Annotated in this window: 14 protein-coding genes and 1 pseudogene; 12 read left to right on the plus strand and 3 right to left on the minus strand. The window is 70.0% G+C overall.

Features of this window, described 5'->3' with window-relative positions; genetic code table 11:
- Positions 1-62: 62 nt before the first annotated feature.
- The 11 genes and pseudogenes from N6H00_RS39110 to N6H00_RS39160 all read left to right on the plus strand — a co-directional run.
- The gene (locus tag N6H00_RS39110) at positions 63-1,271 is read left to right on the plus strand and encodes a glycoside hydrolase family 30 beta sandwich domain-containing protein (protein WP_329618606.1); all 1,209 of its coding nucleotides are present in this window, start codon (positions 63-65) and stop codon (positions 1,269-1,271) included.
- A gap of 463 nt (positions 1,272-1,734) precedes the next feature.
- Positions 1,735-3,138, plus strand: coding sequence for a purine-cytosine permease family protein (locus tag N6H00_RS39115; protein ID WP_268977277.1), 1,404 nt, complete (start codon positions 1,735-1,737; stop codon positions 3,136-3,138).
- A 560-nt stretch (positions 3,139-3,698) separates the two neighbouring features.
- Positions 3,699-4,700 carry an Lrp/AsnC family transcriptional regulator gene (locus N6H00_RS39120; RefSeq protein WP_268976661.1) on the plus strand — a complete coding sequence of 334 codons (1,002 nt, stop codon included), beginning with the start codon at positions 3,699-3,701 and terminating at the stop codon, positions 4,698-4,700.
- Positions 4,701-4,803: 103 nt separating this feature from the next.
- Positions 4,804-5,754 carry a polysaccharide deacetylase family protein gene (locus N6H00_RS39125; protein ID WP_268976662.1) on the plus strand — a complete coding sequence of 317 codons (951 nt, stop codon included), beginning with the start codon at positions 4,804-4,806 and terminating at the stop codon, positions 5,752-5,754.
- 14 nt (positions 5,755-5,768) lie between these two features.
- The gene (locus N6H00_RS39130) at positions 5,769-7,079 is read left to right on the plus strand and encodes an MFS transporter (RefSeq protein WP_443073264.1); all 1,311 of its coding nucleotides are present in this window, start codon (positions 5,769-5,771) and stop codon (positions 7,077-7,079) included.
- Positions 7,079-7,903, plus strand: coding sequence for an SDR family NAD(P)-dependent oxidoreductase (locus tag N6H00_RS39135; RefSeq protein WP_268976664.1), 825 nt, complete (start codon positions 7,079-7,081; stop codon positions 7,901-7,903). The genes N6H00_RS39130 and N6H00_RS39135 overlap by 1 nt, the downstream gene beginning before the upstream one ends.
- Entirely contained in the window at positions 7,900-10,122 is a 2,223-nt protein-coding gene (locus N6H00_RS39140; RefSeq protein WP_268976665.1) for a 2-dehydropantoate 2-reductase, read from the plus strand. Before N6H00_RS39135 ends, N6H00_RS39140 begins: the two co-directional genes overlap by 4 nt.
- A 157-nt stretch (positions 10,123-10,279) precedes the next feature.
- On the plus strand, positions 10,280-11,074 hold the full coding sequence (locus N6H00_RS39145) for a TetR/AcrR family transcriptional regulator (RefSeq protein WP_268976666.1): 795 nt from the start codon (positions 10,280-10,282) through the stop codon (positions 11,072-11,074).
- Entirely contained in the window at positions 11,071-11,919 is an 849-nt protein-coding gene (locus tag N6H00_RS39150; RefSeq protein WP_268976667.1) for an SDR family NAD(P)-dependent oxidoreductase, read from the plus strand. Before N6H00_RS39145 ends, N6H00_RS39150 begins: the two co-directional genes overlap by 4 nt.
- Before the next feature lie 4 nt (positions 11,920-11,923).
- On the plus strand, positions 11,924-12,535 hold the full coding sequence (locus tag N6H00_RS39155; RefSeq protein WP_268976668.1) for a hypothetical protein: 612 nt from the start codon (positions 11,924-11,926) through the stop codon (positions 12,533-12,535).
- Positions 12,536-12,822: 287 nt separating this feature from the next.
- Positions 12,823-12,996 (plus strand): annotated as a pseudogene (locus N6H00_RS39160) (substrate-binding domain-containing protein); the annotation flags it as partial.
- Between the two features lie 251 nt (positions 12,997-13,247).
- On the opposite strand, the gene N6H00_RS39165 reads toward N6H00_RS39160, so the two are convergent.
- The 3 genes from N6H00_RS39165 to N6H00_RS39175 form a co-directional block, all read right to left on the minus strand.
- Positions 13,248-14,585 carry an MFS transporter gene (locus tag N6H00_RS39165; RefSeq protein WP_268976669.1) on the minus strand — a complete coding sequence of 446 codons (1,338 nt, stop codon included), beginning with the start codon at positions 14,583-14,585 and terminating at the stop codon, positions 13,248-13,250.
- A 141-nt stretch (positions 14,586-14,726) separates the two neighbouring features.
- Positions 14,727-15,896, minus strand: coding sequence for an acyl-CoA dehydrogenase family protein (locus tag N6H00_RS39170; protein ID WP_268976670.1), 1,170 nt, complete (start codon positions 15,894-15,896; stop codon positions 14,727-14,729).
- 14 nt (positions 15,897-15,910) lie between these two features.
- Positions 15,911-17,467 (minus strand): acyl-CoA synthetase, encoded by a 1,557-nt coding sequence (locus N6H00_RS39175; RefSeq protein ID WP_268976671.1) that lies wholly within the window; start codon positions 17,465-17,467, stop codon positions 15,911-15,913.
- Between the two features lie 114 nt (positions 17,468-17,581).
- On the opposite strand from N6H00_RS39175, the gene N6H00_RS39180 reads away from it, so the two are divergent.
- Positions 17,582-18,226, plus strand: a complete 645-nt coding sequence (locus N6H00_RS39180) for a TetR/AcrR family transcriptional regulator (protein ID WP_268976672.1) — start codon at positions 17,582-17,584, stop codon at positions 18,224-18,226.
- The last annotated feature ends 25 nt before the right edge of the window (positions 18,227-18,251 follow it).

Consider the following 18,251-nt stretch of genomic DNA (forward strand, 5'->3'; position numbering starts at 1 on the left):
CAGGGCGAGAACTCCCGAGCCGGAGGTCTGTTCTGGCCACGATGGGTGCCCTACCGGTCCTCGTGTCCGCGACGCCGGCCGCGGGAGCATCCGCGGCGGTGGCTGCCGGCGTGACGATCAACCCGGCGGCGGAGCGGCAGACCATCCGGGGCTTCGGCGGCATGAATCACACGCTCTGGGTCAATGACCTCACACCTGCCCAGAGGGATGCGGCATTCGGCAACGGCGAGGGACAGCTCGGGTTCTCCGTATTGAGAATCCCCGTACACGAGAACCCGGCGGACTGGAGCCGCGAGGTGGCGACGGCGAAGCGCGCGATCGAGTACGGGGCGACCGTCATCGCGTCACCCTGGAATCCTCCCGCTCACATGGTGGAGACCTTCGTCCACGGCAATCAGACCAACGCGAGACGGCTCCGGTACGACATGTATGGCGCCTATGCGCGGCACCTGGACGACTTCTCCAGGTTCATGGCGGACAACGGTGTGAACCTGTACGCGATCTCGGTGCAGAACGAACCCGATTACGCGCAGGACTGGACGTGGTGGACTCCGGACGAGATGATCCGGTTCCTGCGGGAGAACGCCGGCTCGATCGGCACCAAGATCATTGCGCCGGAGTCCTTCCAGTATGTGAAGAGCCTCTCCGATCCGATTCTCAACGACGCGGGAGCCCTCGCCAACCTGGACATTCTCGGAACTCATCTCTACGGCACGCCGTACCAGAACTTTCCCTACCCCCTCTTCAAGGAAAAGGGCCGGGGGAAAGAACTCTGGATGACCGAGGTCTACTACCCCAACAGCACCGACTCGGCGGACCTCTGGCCCCAAGCGCTCGACGTGGGGGAGCACATCCACCGCGCCATGGTGGATGCCGAGTTCCAGGCATACGTGTGGTGGTACATCCGGCGTAGCTACGGCCCGATGAGGGAAGACGGGCGGATCAGCAAGCGCGGCGCCAATATGGCGCACTTCTCGAAGTTCGTCCGTCCAGGGTATGTACGGATAGACGCGACTTCGAATCCCCAGGCGAACCTTTACGTCTCGGCGTACAAGGGCGGTAACTCGAAGGTGGTCATCGTCGCCATCAACAAGGGGACCTCGCCGGTGAGTCAGCCGTTCACCCTGGTGGGGAACGCTTCGTCCAGCGTGTCGTCCTGGTTGACGGACGCGAGCAGGAACCTCGCGCCCGGGGGTGCGATCCACGTGTCGAACGGCTCCTTCACGGGCGAGCTTCCCGCTCGAAGCGTGACGACCTTCGTGACGGGGTGAGGAAAGCCGCCGTCATGCGTCATTCCGCGAGGCTTGTGCGATGGCCTGCCGGGGCGGGTGTAGGCCCGCTCGGCGGCCGAGCCGGCCGCACGTCCGTCGTGCCCTACGTTTCTTCGGCGGTGTCCCGCGACGCCTGGCCCGGACGACTCGCACACCGGGGTGGGCAAGCCGGATCTCCACGACCCGCCCGGACATCCACGCCAAGGTCGGCACCGATCCGGCAGGCCCGTCGGGCGGGCGGATCCGAGGTCGGGCCGCCGGATGGGGGCCGTCAGGCCGGTGGGTGAGTTCGTGAAGTGGTTTCGTGAGGTCTTCGGCGCCACCGATTCACCGGAGGGTATTGCAATCCATTCAGGGAAGAGGAACCCTGCATAGACATATGCAGGCGGTGGTGCGGCCCCGAGCTCTGGCGTGCCCGACCCCGCCGAGGAACGGCAGGACGGAGCACGTGGTGGCACAGGCCATGGTCGAACGGCGTTCCATCGACGTCATCCCCGACGAGGAGCGCCATGGCACGGCGTTCTCTCAGTTCACCCTCTGGCTCGGGGCCAACCTCCAGATCACCACGGTCGTCACCGGCGCGCTTGCCGTCGTCTTCGGCGGTGACGTGGTCTGGTCCGTGGTGGGGCTGCTCGTCGGCAATCTGCTGGGCGGCGCGGTCATGGCCCTGCACTCGGCGCAGGGCCCCCGGCTGGGGCTGCCGCAGATGATCTCCTCGCGGGCGCAGTTCGGGGTGCGCGGGGCGGTCGTACCGCTGGTCCTGGTGGTCGTGATGTACATCGGGTTCTTCGCCAGCGGTTCGGTGCTCGCCGGCCAGGCGGTCGGCAAGCTGACCCACCTCGGCCCGGTGCCCGGCATCATCGGCTTCGCCCTGGTGACCGGTGTCATGGCGACCGTGGGCTACCGGGTGGTCCACGCCCTGGGCCGGGTGGCCAGCGTGGTGTGCGCGCTGGCCTTCGTCTACCTGGGTGTGCGCCTGATGGAGCGAGCGGACCTCGCACACCTCGCACACCAGCACCACTTCGCGCTGCCGATGTTCCTGCTGGCCATGTCCTTGTCGGCGTCGTGGCAGCTGGCGTTCGGGCCGTACGTGGCGGACTACTCGCGCTATCTGCCGCGCACCACGTCCGCACGGGCCACGTTCGGCTGGACTCTGGCCGGCACGGTGCTGGGTGCCGGGTGGTCGATGAGCTTCGGCGTGCTGGTCGCGGCCACCGCCGGCACGGCCTTCGTGGACGACCAGGTCGGCTACGTGGTGGGCCTGGGCGGGACCGGTCTGGTGGCGTCCTTCCTGTACTTCGTCATCGCGCTGGGCAAGCTGACGGTGAACGTGCTCAACACCTACGGCGGATTCATGTCCCTCGTGACCAGCGTCAGCGGATTCCGCGGCCGGCGGGTGCTGTCGCAGCGCGGTCGTACCGCCTACATCCTGGGCATCATGGTCGCGGGCACCGCCGTGGCGCTCGCGGGGCGCACGTCGTTCCTCGACTCCTTCGCCGACTTCCTGCTGTTCCTGCTGACGTTCTTCACCCCGTGGTCGGCGATCAACCTGGTGGACTACTACCTGCTCTCCAAGGAGCGGTACGACCTGCCGGCCCTGAGCGATCCCAACGGCCGTTACGGCGGCTGGCGCTGGGACGCACTGCTGGTCTACGGCGTCGGTCTCGCCGCCCAGTTCCCGTTCCTGTCCACCAGCTTCTACACCGGCCCCCTGGTGACTCCGCTCGGCGGTGCCGACATCTCGTGGATCGTCGGTCTGATCGTTCCGGCCGTGCTCTACGCGGCCCTGGGCTCCCGCCGTGCCCGGACCGCACCGCCTTCCCCCACGACCGCCGACGCGTCCCGCACCGCCTCGCGCGCTGGTTGAAGTGATCCGTCGCCCGAGACCACCCGGCGCCCCTGCGGACGCATGCGGGAGGGTGAGGGGCTCCCTCCGGGAGACTCGGCCAGGGCCTGCCCGGCGGGCCTTCCAGCGGAGGCCCCGCCCCGATTCGTCCGCGCCCGGCCCGCCTTGCGGGCACGGGCGGCGTGCTGGTCAGCGGTCCCGCCATGACGGTGACGGAATCCGGCACGACACGGCACGGCACGCCCGCCACCACCGTCGGTGCGCACGGCAGCCGCCTGCCATACCTGCCCGTGCCGTTCCGCGGGTGTGGCTCCCGCAGCGGGTGACGTCGGCGGTCATGCCGTACGGGACCTCGGAGAAGAACGGACAGCGGCCCAGGTCATGGCCGAGCGGGGCACTGGTGAACTCTTCTGGCGACGGACATGGGGAAATCCTTCATGCGCTGTCCATCCGCGGGAAAGGTCCGGAGCAGCGCTTTTATTGCCGCCCTGAGTTCCAGCTGCTCGATCACACCTCGCTGACCAGCAATAATGCAGGATTCCGCCATTGACTGGCGGAAAATCGCTGGTTAGCTTCGGTGCATGACCGAGGCAGCCCTCAGGGACACCATCGACGAACTGGACCGTCGCGTCATCGCAGCGCTCCAGCTCAACGGCCGTGCCCCGTGGAGCGCGGTGGCGCGCTGGGTGGGTGCCAGCGAGACCACCGCGCAGCGCCGCTACACGGCTCTGCGCGAGCGGGGGCTGCTGCGCGTGTCCGGAACTCTGGAGCTGGACCGGACCAGGGAGGGATCCTCCATGATGGTCCGGGTCCAGGCCCGCCCGGGTCGCGGACTGGAGGCCGCGGCCCGGTTCAGTGAGAGCCCCGACGTCCGTTTCGTGGCCGTCGTCACCGGATCGGCCGACCTCATCGTCGACTTCGTTGCCCGTGACAACGAGGAGATGATGCGGATGCTGTTCACCGATCTTCCGGCGACCGACCTCATCACGAGTACCGAGGCCGTTCCCGTCATACGCTCCTTCACCTCGGCGGCGATGTGGGACACCGGCTTGCTCCCGCCCGTGGCGGCCGCCGAACTCCGGCCGGCCTCGTCCGCGCGCGACCGCCCCGACCGGGACCGCGCGCCACAAGCGCTCACCCCGCTCGAGCAGGAGATCGCCGCAGCGTTGAGGGAGGACGGCCGGACGCAGGTCAGTGTCCTCGCCCGGCAAATGAACCGTGCCGAGTCCAGCGTCGCCCGCGCGATGGACCGGCTCATCTCCCGTGGCGTCCTCCAGTTCCGCACCCTCGTCGAACCGTCCCTGCTCGGCTTCGACGCGGAGTTCATGGTGTGGCTGTCCATCGAACCCGGACAGCTGGACGCCGCCGGCAGGCAGCTCGCCAAGCATCCGGGGACGAAATTCCTCGGCGCGACCACCGGGCGTTTCAACCTCATCGGGCACATGGTCCTGCCCCGGCGCGCAGACCTGCACCCCTACACCAGCGAGGTCATCGGGTCGCTGCCCGGACTCATCGCCTCCGACGTGACCCTGCACCTCGCCACCGTGAAGTACTCCTGGTACCGGATGGACCGACCCGTCTGAACCCCCGGCCCACCGGCCCACCGGCCCCGCACACCCTCGCCGCGACGCGGCCCCTTCACCTCCGCTCCTCCCCGGCCCGTATCACCCTCTCAGGGAGTCACCCATGCCCTCAGAAGACTCCAGCCTGCCCGCAGAGAGCTGGCGCTGGCCCGAGACCACCTGGCGCGGTCACGTCGACGCCGTGCGCGCCGGACAGCGCCTGGTCCCGAACCGCTGGCCCGGCGACGCCCGCGTCGCCGTCGCCCTGTCGTTCGACTCCGACCACGAGACGATCCCCCTGCGCGACGGCGAGACCAGCCCCGGCCGACTGGCCCAGGGCGAATACGGCGCCCGCGTCGGCGCGGCGAGAATCCTGAACCTGCTGGCGCACTACGGCGTCCCCACCACGTTCTTCATGCCGGCCGTCTCCGCCCTCCTCCACCCCGAGGAAGCCCGCGCGTACGCCAAGGACGGGCACGAGCTGGCCGTACACGGCTGGATCCACGAGCGGAACATGCTCCTGGGCCGCGCGGACGAGCGGGAGCTGACCGCACGCGCCCTGGACACCCTCACGACGCTGACCGGGCAGCGCCCGGTCGGCATCCGGACTCCCTCCTGGGACTTCTCCGAGTCCACCCTGGCGATCATGCTCGAGCTCGGGTTCGCCTACGACTCCTCGCTCATGGCCGACGACGAGCCCTACGAGATCCTCGCCGGCGGGCGCCCCACCGGTCTGGTCGAGATCCCCGTCGACTGGATCCGGGACGACGCGCCGTACTTCACGATGGATCGCTACGGGTCCGTCCGCCCCTACAGCCGGCCCCGCGACGTAGGGGAGATCTGGCGGGACGAGTTCGACGCCGCCTACCGCGACGGCGGAGTCTTCCAGCTCACGCTGCACCCGCACGTCATCGGTCACCGCTCACGCCTGGTGGTACTGCGCGAACTGCTCGACCACATCACCGCGCACCACGACGTCTGGTTCGCCACCCACGCCCAGCTCGCCGACGCCGCCCGCGGCGTGCTGCACGGCTCCACCACCGCCCGGCCCGTCCCCTCGGAGCACACGCCATGACCACCAGATCTGCCATGTCCGCCGGGTCCCGGAAAGAAGAGGGCGGCGTCTCCGCCCCGGGGAAACTGCGTGCCACTCAGCGCAAGGCCATCGTCGCAGGCACCATCGGCAACACCGTCGAGTGGGTGGACTGGGCGCTGTACTCGATCTTCGCGAAGATCATCGCGGACGAGTTCTTCCCCAAGGGGGACGGCGCGGTCGCCCTGCTGTCGACCCTCGCCGTGTTCGCGGTCGGGTTCGTCATGCGCCCGGTCGGTGCCGCCGTGCTCGGCGCCTACGCCGACCGCCACGGCCGCAAGAAGGGCATGACGCTCACCGTGGCCCTGATGGCGGGAGCCGGCTTCGTGATCGCCATCACCCCCTCCTACGGGCAGATCGGTGTCCTCTCGCCGCTGCTCCTGCTCATCGCCCGCCTGGTGCAGGGCTTCTCCGCCGGCGGCGAGTTCGGTTCGTCCTCCGCCTTCCTCGTCGAGTCCGCAGCCCGGGGCCGCCGGGCCTTCGCCGGGTCCTGGCAGCAGGTGTCGGTCGCCGGCGGTGTCCTGATCGCCTCCCTCCTGGGCACCCTCACCACCTCGGTGCTCAGCGACGGGGCGCTGCACTCCTGGGGCTGGCGCGTCGCGTTCGTCTTCGGAGGACTGCTGGGACTGGTGGGGCTGTGGCTGCGCGTCTCGGTCGAGGACACCGAGTCCTTCGCTCGGACCCAGGGCAGCGGCCGCACCCGCAGCAATCCCGTCAAGGCGATGCTCGTCGAGCATCCGGCAGCCACCCTGCGCGTCGCCGGCATCACGATCGCCGGCACGCTCACCTACTACATCTGGGTCAACTACCTGCCCACGTACGCGAATCTGACCACCGGCATCCCGCTGAAGACGGCACTGCTCTCCCAGACCCTGTGCCTGATCGTCTTCGTGGTCGCGCTGCCCTTCGCCGGAGTGCTCTCGGACCGGATCGGACGCAAGCCGACGATGGCCGGCTTCGCCGGCGGATTCGTCGTCCTGGCCTGGCCGCTGCTGCACCTGCTCGGCAACAGCTTCCTGAGCCTGTTCCTGGTCCAGCTCGTGGGCATGCTGCTCATCCTCGGCTACTCCGCCAACTGCGCCGTCATCATGGCCGAGCAGTTCCCCGCGGAGGTCCGGGCCACCGGCATCGCCCTGCCCTACGCACTGGCCGTCGCCGTCTTCGGCGGCACGGCGCCGTACATCACGACGTGGATGCACGAGAGCGGCCACAGCGACCTGCTGTGGATCTACGTGTGCGCCGCATCGCTGATCTCCCTCGTCGTCTACCTCACCATGCCCGAGACCAAGGACAAGGACTTCACGTGATGCGGCACGTTCTCATCACCGGCGCCGCGGGCGGTATCGGCAGCGCGACCGCCGAGGCGTTCGCCGACCAGGGTGCGTTCCTCACGCTCACCGACCGCGACCACGACGCACTCCGGGCCACCGCCTCCCGCTTCGGCACGAGCGCCGCGACCCGGGCCGCCGACCTGACCGATCCCGGCGCGGCGACCGCCCTCGTCCAAGAGTCCTGGGCGGCGCACGGTCCGGTGGACGTCCTGGTCAACGCGGCGGGCATCTACCCCTCCCTGGACATGGCCGACGTCGACGCGGCCGCCTGGGACCGGCTGTTCGCCGTCAACGCGCGCGCCCCCGTCCTGACGACCGCGGCACTCGCCCGCCTTGCCATGGCGGAAGGCCGGCCCGGCTGCGTCGTCAACATCTCCTCCGGCTCGGCCCTGCGCTCACGCCCCGGAGGCGGACCGTACGCCAGCTCGAAGGCGGCCCTCGAAATGGCCACCCGGGCCGCCGCCCTCGAACTGGGCGGACACGCCATCCGCGTCAACGCGGTCAGCCCCGGCTTCGTCCTGGTCGACAGCGACTGCAATCCCGTCTCCGCCGAGTACGCCAAGGCCATCAGCGTCAACCCGCTGGGCCGCCCCGGAACGCCCGAGGACATCGCCCGCGCCGTGTGCTGGCTCGCGGGACCCGACGCCTCCTGGATCACGGGGGAGGTCCTCCGCGTCGACGGCGGGTCGAGCACCGGAGCCCTCCACCTTCCCCGGATCTGGCAGTCCGACGACACCCGCGCCACCGAGGCCCCCGCACCCGTGGCGGCCGTCCCCACGACAGAGGAACACGCCCGATGAGCGACACCAGCCCGGAACGAGCCGCCTACACCATCGTCGGCGCGGGAGCGATCGGCGGCACTCTCGCCTTCGCCCTCGCCCGCGCGGGCCACCCCGTCACCCTCGTCGACACCGACCGTGAACACGTCGACGCCATCCGCACGCACGGACTCGTCCTCGCCCAGGGCGACGGCCGAACGAGCGTCCCGGTGACCGCCACCACCCCCGACACGTTCACCGGCCGGCTACAGCGCGTCCTGCTGGCAGTGAAGGCTCAGGCCACCAAGAGCGCGGTCGACTGGATCGCTCCCCGCCTGGACCCGGACGGGTACGTCGTCTCGGTGCAGAACGGCTTCAACGAGGACCTGATCGCCCAACACGTCGGCGCTCACCGCACCGTGGCGGCCTTCGTCAACATCTTCGCCGACGTCATCGAACCGGGAGTGGTCCAGGACGGCGGCGCGGGAGCCCTGGTCATCGGCGAGCCCAACGGCGCCCCCGTCAGCGCACGCGTCCGCGCCCTGGTCGCCGACCTGCAGAGCTGGGGCCCCGCTCGGGCCGGCGACAACATCGAGGGCTACCTGTGGGCCAAGGCGGGATTCGGCGCCATGCTCGCCGCCACCGCCCTCGCCGACGCGCCCATGGCTGACCTGATCGACCGCCACCGCCCCGCCATGGCCGGGCTCACGGCGGAGATCTTCGCCGTAGCCGACCGGCGCGGCGTCACCCTCCAGGCGTTCGACGCCTTCGACCCCCACCCCTTCCGGCACGGCGCGGACGCCACGGCACGCGACGCCGCCTTCGACCGTCTCACCGCCTGGCTGCGCACCCAGACCAAGGACCGCAGCGGCATCTGGCGTGACCTGGCCGTACGCCACCGCCCCGTCGAAGTCACCACCCACTACAGCGACGTCATCGCGTACGCCACCCAGATGGGGCTGCCCACAGCCCTCCTGCGGACCGTCATGGACGGACTGCGCGAGCTGGAAGGCACACCGCAGAAGATGTCCGAAGAGCGACTCGACGCACTCGACCGGCTCACCGGGCAGCCGACGGCCCGGCACATGCCCGCCGACGAACAGACCGCGCCCGTGCGGCGCTGGCTGGAACACCACCGCGAAGACATGGTCGCCGACCTGGCCGCCTACACCGCCCAGGGCAGCGCCAGCGACGACCTGGACGCCCTCGACGCCTGTCTCGCCTGGCTGCGCGACTGGCTCGACCAGCGGCTCGGAGCCCCGGACACGGAAGAGATCCTCCCGCGCGCCGAGGCCGGCGACATCATGATCCGCCGGTACCCGGCGCACGACGCCACCGCGGCCGACCAGCGCCCGGTCATGCTGGTGGGACACTACGACACCGTCTGGCCGACCGGCACCCTGGACACCTGGCCCTTCCACCGCGAAGGAGACGCCATCAGCGGACCCGGCGTCTTCGACATGAAGGCCGGCCTCGTCCAGGCGGTCTGGGCTCTGCGCGCCCTCCACGCGCTCGGCCTGCCCCGACCGGCCGTCACCCTCGTGCTCAACGGCGACGAGGAGACCGGAAGCCTCGCCTCCCACGAGGCGATCGTCGAGGCGGGCCGCGACTGCCGACTCGCCATGGTCTTCGAAGGCGCGGCCGACGGCGCCATCAAGACCGCCCGCAAAGGCGTGGGCCTGTTCACCCTGACGGTCATCGGCACCGAGGCCCACGCGGGACTGGACCCCACCGCCGGAGCCAGCGCCGTCGACGAACTCGCTCACCAGATCCTGCGCTTGACGGAACTCCGCGACCACGCGGCCGGAACCACCCTCAACATCGGAGTGATCGAAGGAGGCACGCGCAGCAACGTCACGGCCGGCCGCGCCGGCGCACACCTGGACATCCGCGTGGCCACCGCCCCCGAACAGCAGCGCATCACACAGGCCCTCGCGGAACTCCGCCCCGTCGACCCCCGCACCCGACTCGAGATCACCGGAGACTGGAACCGCCCCGTCTTCGAACGCAGCGAACCCGTCGCGGACCTCGCGCACCTGGCGAAGACCTGTGCCCGACGGCTCGGACACGACCTCGCGGAGGCGTCCGTCGGCGGAGCGAGCGACGGCAACTTCCTCGCGGCAGCCGGTGTACCGGTCCTGGACGGCATCGGAGCGGTCGGCCACGGCGCACACGCCCGCTCGGAGAGCACCTCTGTGTCCGGCATGGTCACACAGGCCGCGTTGACCGCCACCATCCTCACCACACTCGCCGGAAAGTGACATCCGGTCCGCGGCAGGACGCAGTCCCGCACCGGACCGCCCGCCTGGCAGGTCCGGTGCGGTCGGTTGGCTGTCGGGCGTGCCGTCGGCCCCGCCGGCGAAGAGCTCTCGCACGGCGCGGCTATGCGCCACCGGCCAGTCCACGCCGGGCCGGCTCATGGCGTTCACCGCCTCGGTGACGAACGGAACGTTCTCCGCGAAGCGCCAGGGGAGCCGCGTGCCCGCCCAAAGTCAGTGGTCACTCGGGGCATGGGAGGGAGGCGAAGGCACGCCTCATTTTCGAATCGGTGCGTCTCGATTCGATTCATGTAGCCTCGGAAGCATGCCGCCCACACCTGAACCGGTCCGCCCCGGCCGCAAGCGCAGTGAGGACAGCCGCACCGCGATTCTCGCCGCCGCCTGGGAACTCACGGTCGAGCTCGGCTACCCGGGACTGACGGTGCAGGGGATCGCCGCGCGGGCGGGCACCGGCAAGCAGACCGTGTACCGCTGGTGGCCGTCGAAGGCCGACGTGCTGCTCGACGCACTGGTGCTCAAGGCCGATATCCAGATCGGGCTCGACGATCACGGCAGCTATGCGGCCGACCTCCGCCAGTTCCTCGACCGATCGTTCGCGCTGGCCCTCGACCCCTCGATCATGCGCGTGATGCGCACGCTGATGGCCCAGGCTCAGATCGACCCGGAATTCGGCGCGAGCTTCCGCGAACAGTTCCTCGCCCGCCGCCGTGCCGCCTTCAAGGTCCTGGCGGACCGCGCCGTCGAGCGGGGGGATTTCCCAACAGGTCGTTCACCGGCACTCGACGCTCGAACCGTCTTCGGTCTCCTGTGGTACGAGGTACTCGCCGAGCCTCCACCGCTCGGAGCGGATCCCCCCGGTGAGTCCCATCGTGCCCTCGTCGATGCCCTCATCAACCTCCTCACCCACAGCCCCGTGCGGGAAGGACCGGCATGACCACTACGACCATCGCGATCACCGGCGCCACCGACGGCCTCGGCCGCGCCCTCGCCCTGCGCCTCGCGACCGAAGACGACGTCCGACTCGTCCTGCACGGCCGCGACCCCGCCAAGCTCGAGCGGCTCCTCGCCGAGGTCCTCGAGTCCGGCGCCACCGCACCTGTCACCGCGACCGCCGACCTGTCCGACCTCGGCCAGGTGGCCGGGCTGGCCGATACCATCGCCGACAGCGTCGACACCCTCGACGTGCTCGTGAACAACGCAGGCATCGGCTCCGGCGAGCCCGACGGACGCGAGCGCCGCACCAGCCGCGACGGCCATGAGCTGCGCTTCGCGGTGAACTACCTGGCGACCTTCCTGCTCACCGAGAACCTGCTCCCGCTCCTGCGGGCCTCCACGACCACGCAGCACGCCGCCCGCGTCGTCCACGTCTCTTCCCTGGGCCAGCACCCGCTCGACTTCGACGACCTTATGCTCGAACGCGGCTACTCAGGTACGCGCGCCTACGGCCAGAGCAAGCTCGCGCAGATCATGCACTGCTTCGACCTCGGCGGACGGTTCGCGCCCACCGAGCTGACCGCCACCTGCCTGCACCCCGGCACCTACATGCCGACCAAAATCGTCCTGTCCGAGATCGGCGTGACCGCCGACACCCTCGACTCGGGAGCCGAGGCCACCCGCAGGCTCGCCGTCGACCCCGCCCTCGAAGGCACCACCGGCCAGTTCTTCGACCGCCTCCGACCCGCCCGCGCGAACGACCAGGCCTACGACGAACAGGCCAGGGCGACCCTGCGCGCCCGCAGCCTCTCACTCGTGGACGGCCACCTCGCGACGACGCGCTGACCCGGTGCCGGCCCAGGCGGCCAGTCCGGCCCGCCACTGCGCATCGTCGTCCCCGTCGGTATCCAAGACCACCGCAGCGACCTTCTTCACCACCTGCCCCTCGTACTCCGCCGGATCGGACCGTGCGAGGCGCCGGCGGAATGCCACCGCCTGCCCGGAAGTCACCGCGGACACGCGGCAGGGCTTCACCCTGCTGCGGCTCGGGTTGCTGCCGGGCAGCGACGAGCTGTTCCTGTCCTGGCACCGAAGCGACTACGACACGGTCCGCCGCTACGACGTCTATCTCGACGACACCTACCTCGGTGGCATCTACGACGACGTCTACTACGTCAAGCGGTTCACCGCCACATCAGGGACGATCAAGCTCGTCGCGGTCGGCCCCGACGGATCCCGGAGCAAGCCCAGCAGCGCCTGGGCTATCTGCTCACGCAGCGTCTGGCTGTCGGCCGCCCCGGAGAACGCCGGCGGCCACCACACGACCGCCTTCTTCACCTGTTCGGCGCTCTCCAGCCGCACCTCGGTGGCCAGGCCCCCGTCGTCCTTGGAGAAGTACGGGTCGTCCAGTGTCCCGGCCGACGAGGGGAAGACCGAGGCCTTCTTGGCGAAGGAGAGCTGATGGGCGGAGTTCGTCACATACTTGGCGAAGGCGCTGGCCAGGGCCTGGTTCTTGCTGCCCGCGTTGACGACCAGGGACTCGGGACTCGATGTACATGTTGGGAGCGCTGTTGCTGATCCGCGGCCCGATGCCCAGGTTCTTGTAGACCTCGGGCGCGGTGGCCTTGAGGTCGCCCAGCGTGTAGGAGCTGCCGGGCAGATAGGCCACGTGGCCCGCGTACGCCAAGAAGGGCATGGACGAGGAAGCGCCTCGAGGCGCACCCGCGCTACACCGCGGTCGTCTACGACAACGACGTGATGGCGGTCGCCGGACTGGGCGTGGCCACCGAAATGGGCATTCCCGTGCCCGACACGTTGTCCGTCGTGTCCTTCGACGACTCCGTCTTCACCACCATGGCGCGCCCCACCCTCACCGCGCTCACCCGCGACACTTTCGCACTCGGCACGCTCACGGCCACCGAACTGCTCCGCGTCATGGCCGAACGCCCCCAACCCCGCCCCGTCCAGGCCCCACCCCCCAGCTCGTCGTACGGCAGAGCACCGCCCCTCCCGCCGGGGGAGCGAACGCCGGCCGAGGCTGAACCGGGCGCCGGGACGACTGGATACGCCTGGGACTGTTCGCCCGGCTGCGCACCCTTCTCGAGGCCGGTCGCGAGGTGGAGCTGTCGAAGCTGGGAGGGGACGGCGGAGGTGGGGACGTCCGGCCTCGCCCGTCAGCGCGGGGACGGGGCCCGTTCCGTGTGCAGGCCGAGCCGTCGCGCGTCCTGTTCCGGCCGGATGGCGGTGATGGCCGAGGCGCCCGCCAGCAGCATCACCGCGGCTGCGATGAGGAACGCGGTCGCGTAACCGGCGGACGCGGTGTCCGCCGCGTCGATGAGGTGGCCGGTGACGAAGGGGGCGATCAGACCGGGGAGGGTGCCTGTCGCGGCGACGATGCCGAAGACGGCACCGCGCTGGGCCGCGGGAACGACCTCGGCAGCGGTCACGTAGTGCAAAGGGATCGCGACGGCGACCGTGCCGAAGGCCACCCCGATCAGGAGCAGGCGGATGACGACGCCATCGGTGAAGGGAAAGGCGGCCATGGCACAGCCGGCGACACACACCGAGGCTCCCTGTGTGGCACCGCTGGACCAGCGGCTGGACACTCCGCGTGCCGTGAGGGCATCCATGAGCGGTGAGACGGTCAGCAGCAGTACGAGGCTGAGGGCGGAGATGGCGCTGATGGCGGTCGCCACCGCTTGGGGGCCCAGGTTGAGCTGGGTCCTGAGGTAGGCGGGCAGCCAGGCGTGGGCCAGAGCGAGCGCCCACGCGGCTCCGAAGGCGCTGGCGACGCTGCCCACCATGGTTCCGGTGCGCAGCAGCCGGCGGTAGGGCAGATGCTGCACGGGGCGTGAGCCGACAGCTCGTGGTGGGCGTGTCTCGTCGAACGGTCCGTCGTGGCCCGTCCGCCACCACACCAGCGCCCAGAGCAGGCTGACAACGGCCAGGACGGCGTACGCCGATCGCCATCCGAAGTCCGTGATGAGCCACGTGAGTACGGGCGCGGAGACCAGCGTGCCGATCGCGGCGCCGCCGATCTGCAGGGCCGAGGGCAGCCCGCGCCGCTCGGGCGGGAACCACTTGTACAGCGCGTGCATGGACATGGAGGCTGCGGGGCCTTCCGCGACACCCAGCAGGACGCGGCCGGCGATCAGGGTCGGGACCGCTGCCACGGCCAGCACGGGCAGCTGGGCGACTGCCCACAGCAGTGCCATCACGAAGAGCATGGTCCTGCTGGAGATACGGGAGGAGAAGAATCCGACGACGAGTCCGGAGAGGCTGAACAACAGGGAGAAGGAGCTCGAGACCAGCCCGTAGGTGCTGTTGCTGATGTCCAGCTCGTCCATGATCGGGACGGCGGCGAGGCCGAGGACCGACTTGTCGGCGAAGTTGATGACCATGAATGTGACGATCATGGCCGTCACCAGCCAGGCGCGGCGGTGGTCGGGCGGACGGGCGGCGGGCCGACGGGCTGAACGGTCGGCAGGGGGCGCGGAGGGTTGGGGTGCCATGGGGACTCCTGCGGATGCGGGTCGAGCAGGGGTGGGCGCGGACCGCCGGTGGCGCCGGGGGAGCCGCAGCGGGGGTGGGCCAGGCACACGGGGAGTGGGCCCCGGGCAGTGCCGTCTCGGGCGGCCTCCCCGGGGCGCCGGTCAGACGAGTGCCTTGACGATGGCGTTCTTGTGGATCTCGGTCGTGCCGGTGACGATCCGGAACATGCGCAGGGTCCGGAAGATCTGCTCCACCTCGTGACCGCGTCTCAGGCCGTCCTTGCCGTGGATCTGCACGGCCTGGTCCGCTGTGCGGAAGCACGCTTCGGCGGTGAACAGCTTGCACATGTTCGCCTCCACCGCGATGTTTTCGCCGCGGTCCGCCTTCGCGGCGGTGGCGAGGACCATCGACCGGGCCGCGTAGAGGTCGGTGGCCATGTCGGCGAGCTTGTGCTGGATGGCCTGAAGGGCGAGCAGCGGCTGTCCGAACGCGACGCGGGTCTTGGCATGGGTGACGGACAGATCCCAGGCGCGCCGTGCGGCACCGATCAGGGAGGGACAGTGGAGCAGCCGGTTGAGGGTGATGCGGCCGATGCCGATGCGCAGCCCCTGGCCGATCTCTCCGAGCAGGTTCGCGACGGGGATGCGGCAGTTCTCGAAGACGAGGTCGCCTTCCATCTGCTGGCCGGACATGGGCACGGCACCGTCCAGGACACGGCAGCCGGGGGTGTCCAGGTCGACGAGGAAGGCGCTGTACGTCTCCTCGCTGTCCGCCATCCGGGCGACGACGACCGCGAAGTCGGCGAACGGGGCGGCGGAGCTGAACACCTTGTGCCCGTTCAGCACGTAGGTGTCACCGTCCCGCGTCGCGGTGGTCCTCATGCGGCGTACGTCCGAACCCGCGTCCTGTTCGGTGAGGGAGAAACAGCAGGCGCGTTCGCCCCGGACGACGGGGAGCAGATAGCGCTCCCGCTGCTCGTCGGTGGCGTACTTCAGGATCGCGCCGACACGCAGCGGTCCGCCCATGTCGCCGAGGACCGAGTGGGACAAGGCGGCCCCGGAGGCGGTGAGTTCCTCCTTGAGGGCACACAGGTCGGTGAAGTTCAGTCCCTGGCCGCCGAGTTCCGGGGGCAGGCCGATGCCGTAGAAGCCGAGCTCGGCGCTGCGTTTCCAGACGCTTTCCAGGGTGGGCCTGTCCAGCTTGCTCTCGGGGGTGATGCCGTGTGCCCGCTCGTAGGGGAGGAGTTCGTCGGTCAGATAGGCGCGCAGCCGGCCGACCAGGTCCCGCAGGCGGGGGTTGTCGTCGTAGTGGGGAGCGAGGGTGTAGGGCATGGGGTGTTCCCTGTTCAGTGGACGCGGCGCTCGGCGCCGGACCAGTAGGTGTCGCGTATGGCGCGGCGGTCGATCTTTCCGTTGGGGTTGTGGGGCAACGCGGCGACGATGTCGACGGAACGGGGCTTCTTCATGCGCGCCAGGCGCTCGGCGCAGAAGGCGATCAGCTCCTCCGTGTCGAGCGTGATCCCTGCCCGCGGGACGACGACGGCCTTGACCGCCTCGCCCCATTGCTCGTCGGGTACGCCTACGACCGCGGCCTCGAAGACGCCGGGATGCTGGTGGAGGACGGCTTCGACCTCGACGGCGTAGATGTTGAAACCACCGGAGATGATCATGTCCTTCTTGCGGTCGACGATGAAGACGTATCCGTCCCGGCGCCGCCGCGCCAGGTCACCGGTGAGGAACCAGCCGTCGCGGAAGCTCTTCGCGGTCAGTTCCGGCTCGTTGTGGTAGCCGGGGACGACGTCGGGGCCCCGGACGGCGATCTCGCCGATCTCGCCGTCCGCCACCCGGACGCCGGTGTCGTCGACGATGCGTACCTCGGCCTCGGCGAGCGGGCGGCCGCAGGACAGCAGGAGTTCCTCGTCCTCGCCCTCGATGGCACGGCGGTGGTCCTCCGCGGAGAGGAACAGCACGCCGGAGGTCGTCTCGCCGCATCCGTAGCCCTGGCAGAGCACGGGGCCGAAGAGGTCCCAGGCCGCCCGGATCCGGGCGGGTGACATGGGCGCCGCGCCGTAGAGCAGATGGCGGAGACTGGAGAGGTCGTAGTCGCCCGCGTCCTCCAGCACGAGGACCGTGTTGACCATGGTCGGGACGAGGAACGCATGGGTCGCACGTTCTCGTTCCACGGTGGCGAGGAATTCCGCGGCGTCCCAGCGCGGCAGCACGACGGCGCATCCGCCGGCGAAGAAGATGCCCATGAGCGGCATACCGGAGGCATGGGTGACGGGCCCGGCGAGGATCTGCCGATCGCCCGTTCCGACCCGCGTGGCCTGGTTCATCACCGACTTGCGCAGCAGGGCCAGCCGATTGCCGTACGTCTGCACGGCCGCTTTGAGCTTGCCGGTGGAGCCCGAAGTGAAGTGCAGGACGGCGATGTCGTCCTCGTCGCACTCCACGTCGACGGCCTCGCGGGAGGTGGCCGCGAGGGTCTCCGCATAGCCGGGACCGAGGTCGGCGGGTCCGTCGTAGCCGATGACGGATTTCACGCCCGAGCCGGGTACCGCCCGTCGCGCCGTGTCCAGGTGTGCGGCATCGGTGAGCAGGACACGGGCGTCGGACTCCCGCAGGAGATGGGCGACTTCGCCGTCGCCGAGGCGGGCGTTGACCGGCGCGCGGGCCAGGCCCGCCTTGTAGAGCGCCACTTCCGTGACGACCAGCTCCGCGCGGTTGGCCGCGAGCGTGGCCACGCGCTCCCCTCGGCTCAGGCCCATCCCGATGAGTGCGGCCGCCAGCCGGTCGCTGTGGTCGTCGAGTTCCGCGTAGGTCAGCCGGACCTGGCCGCAGACCACCGCCTCCGCGTCCGGATGGTGCTCGGCTGTCCGGCGCACGTAACGCCCGAGATTCATCGCCGCCTCCAGAGTTTCAGAACAGCGTGTTCAGTATCAATCTGGCTGTCGGGAAAAGTACGGGCAGCGCTAGGGTCAGGTCAACGGTCCTGAGAGAAGGAATCGATAGTGGACATGAAGCCCGAAGACCGCCGCGTCCGGCGGACGCGCGCCGCGCTCCGCCAGGCCCTGGTCGAACTGGTGCTGGACAAGGGGTTCCAGGCCATCACCGTCGAGGAGATCACCGAGCGGGCCGACATCGGCCGGGCCACCTTCTACGCGCACTACCGGGACAAGGAGGATCTGCTCGTCGGCATCGTCCGCGACCTCGCACAGGACCGCGAGCGCTTGCTGCCGGCCGTTCGCCAGGCGCACGTCCAGGGCTTCACCGGCCTGCCGGTCAAGTACATCTTCGAACACGCCACCCTGGAGCGGGACGTCTACCGGGTGATCCTGCGGGGGGAGGGCGACGGGCGTGCGCTGCGGGAGTTCACCGAACTCATCCGCACGCACGCCGAGATGGCCTTCCGCGACCGGGCGGAGCAGCTCGGCGTGGAGCCGAGGATCCCGCTCGGCATCGTCGCCCGTGCCTGGACCGGCGAACTCATCTCGGTGCTGAGCTGGTGGGTCGAGAACGACACGGGTTACACCGCCGAGCAGATCACCGCCCACCTGCGGGATCTGTCCGTCTACGGAAGGGTCTGGGCCACGGGGCTGACCCCGGTGGACGCTCCCGGGGCCGTCGACCTTCCCGGGGGGCGGGGTACCGAACCCCAGTAGTCACGCCCGGCCGGGCCGACCCCTT

This window comes from Streptomyces sp. S465 (assembly GCF_026898115.1).
Taxonomy (GTDB): Bacteria; Actinomycetota; Actinomycetes; order Streptomycetales; family Streptomycetaceae; genus Streptomyces; species Streptomyces luomodiensis.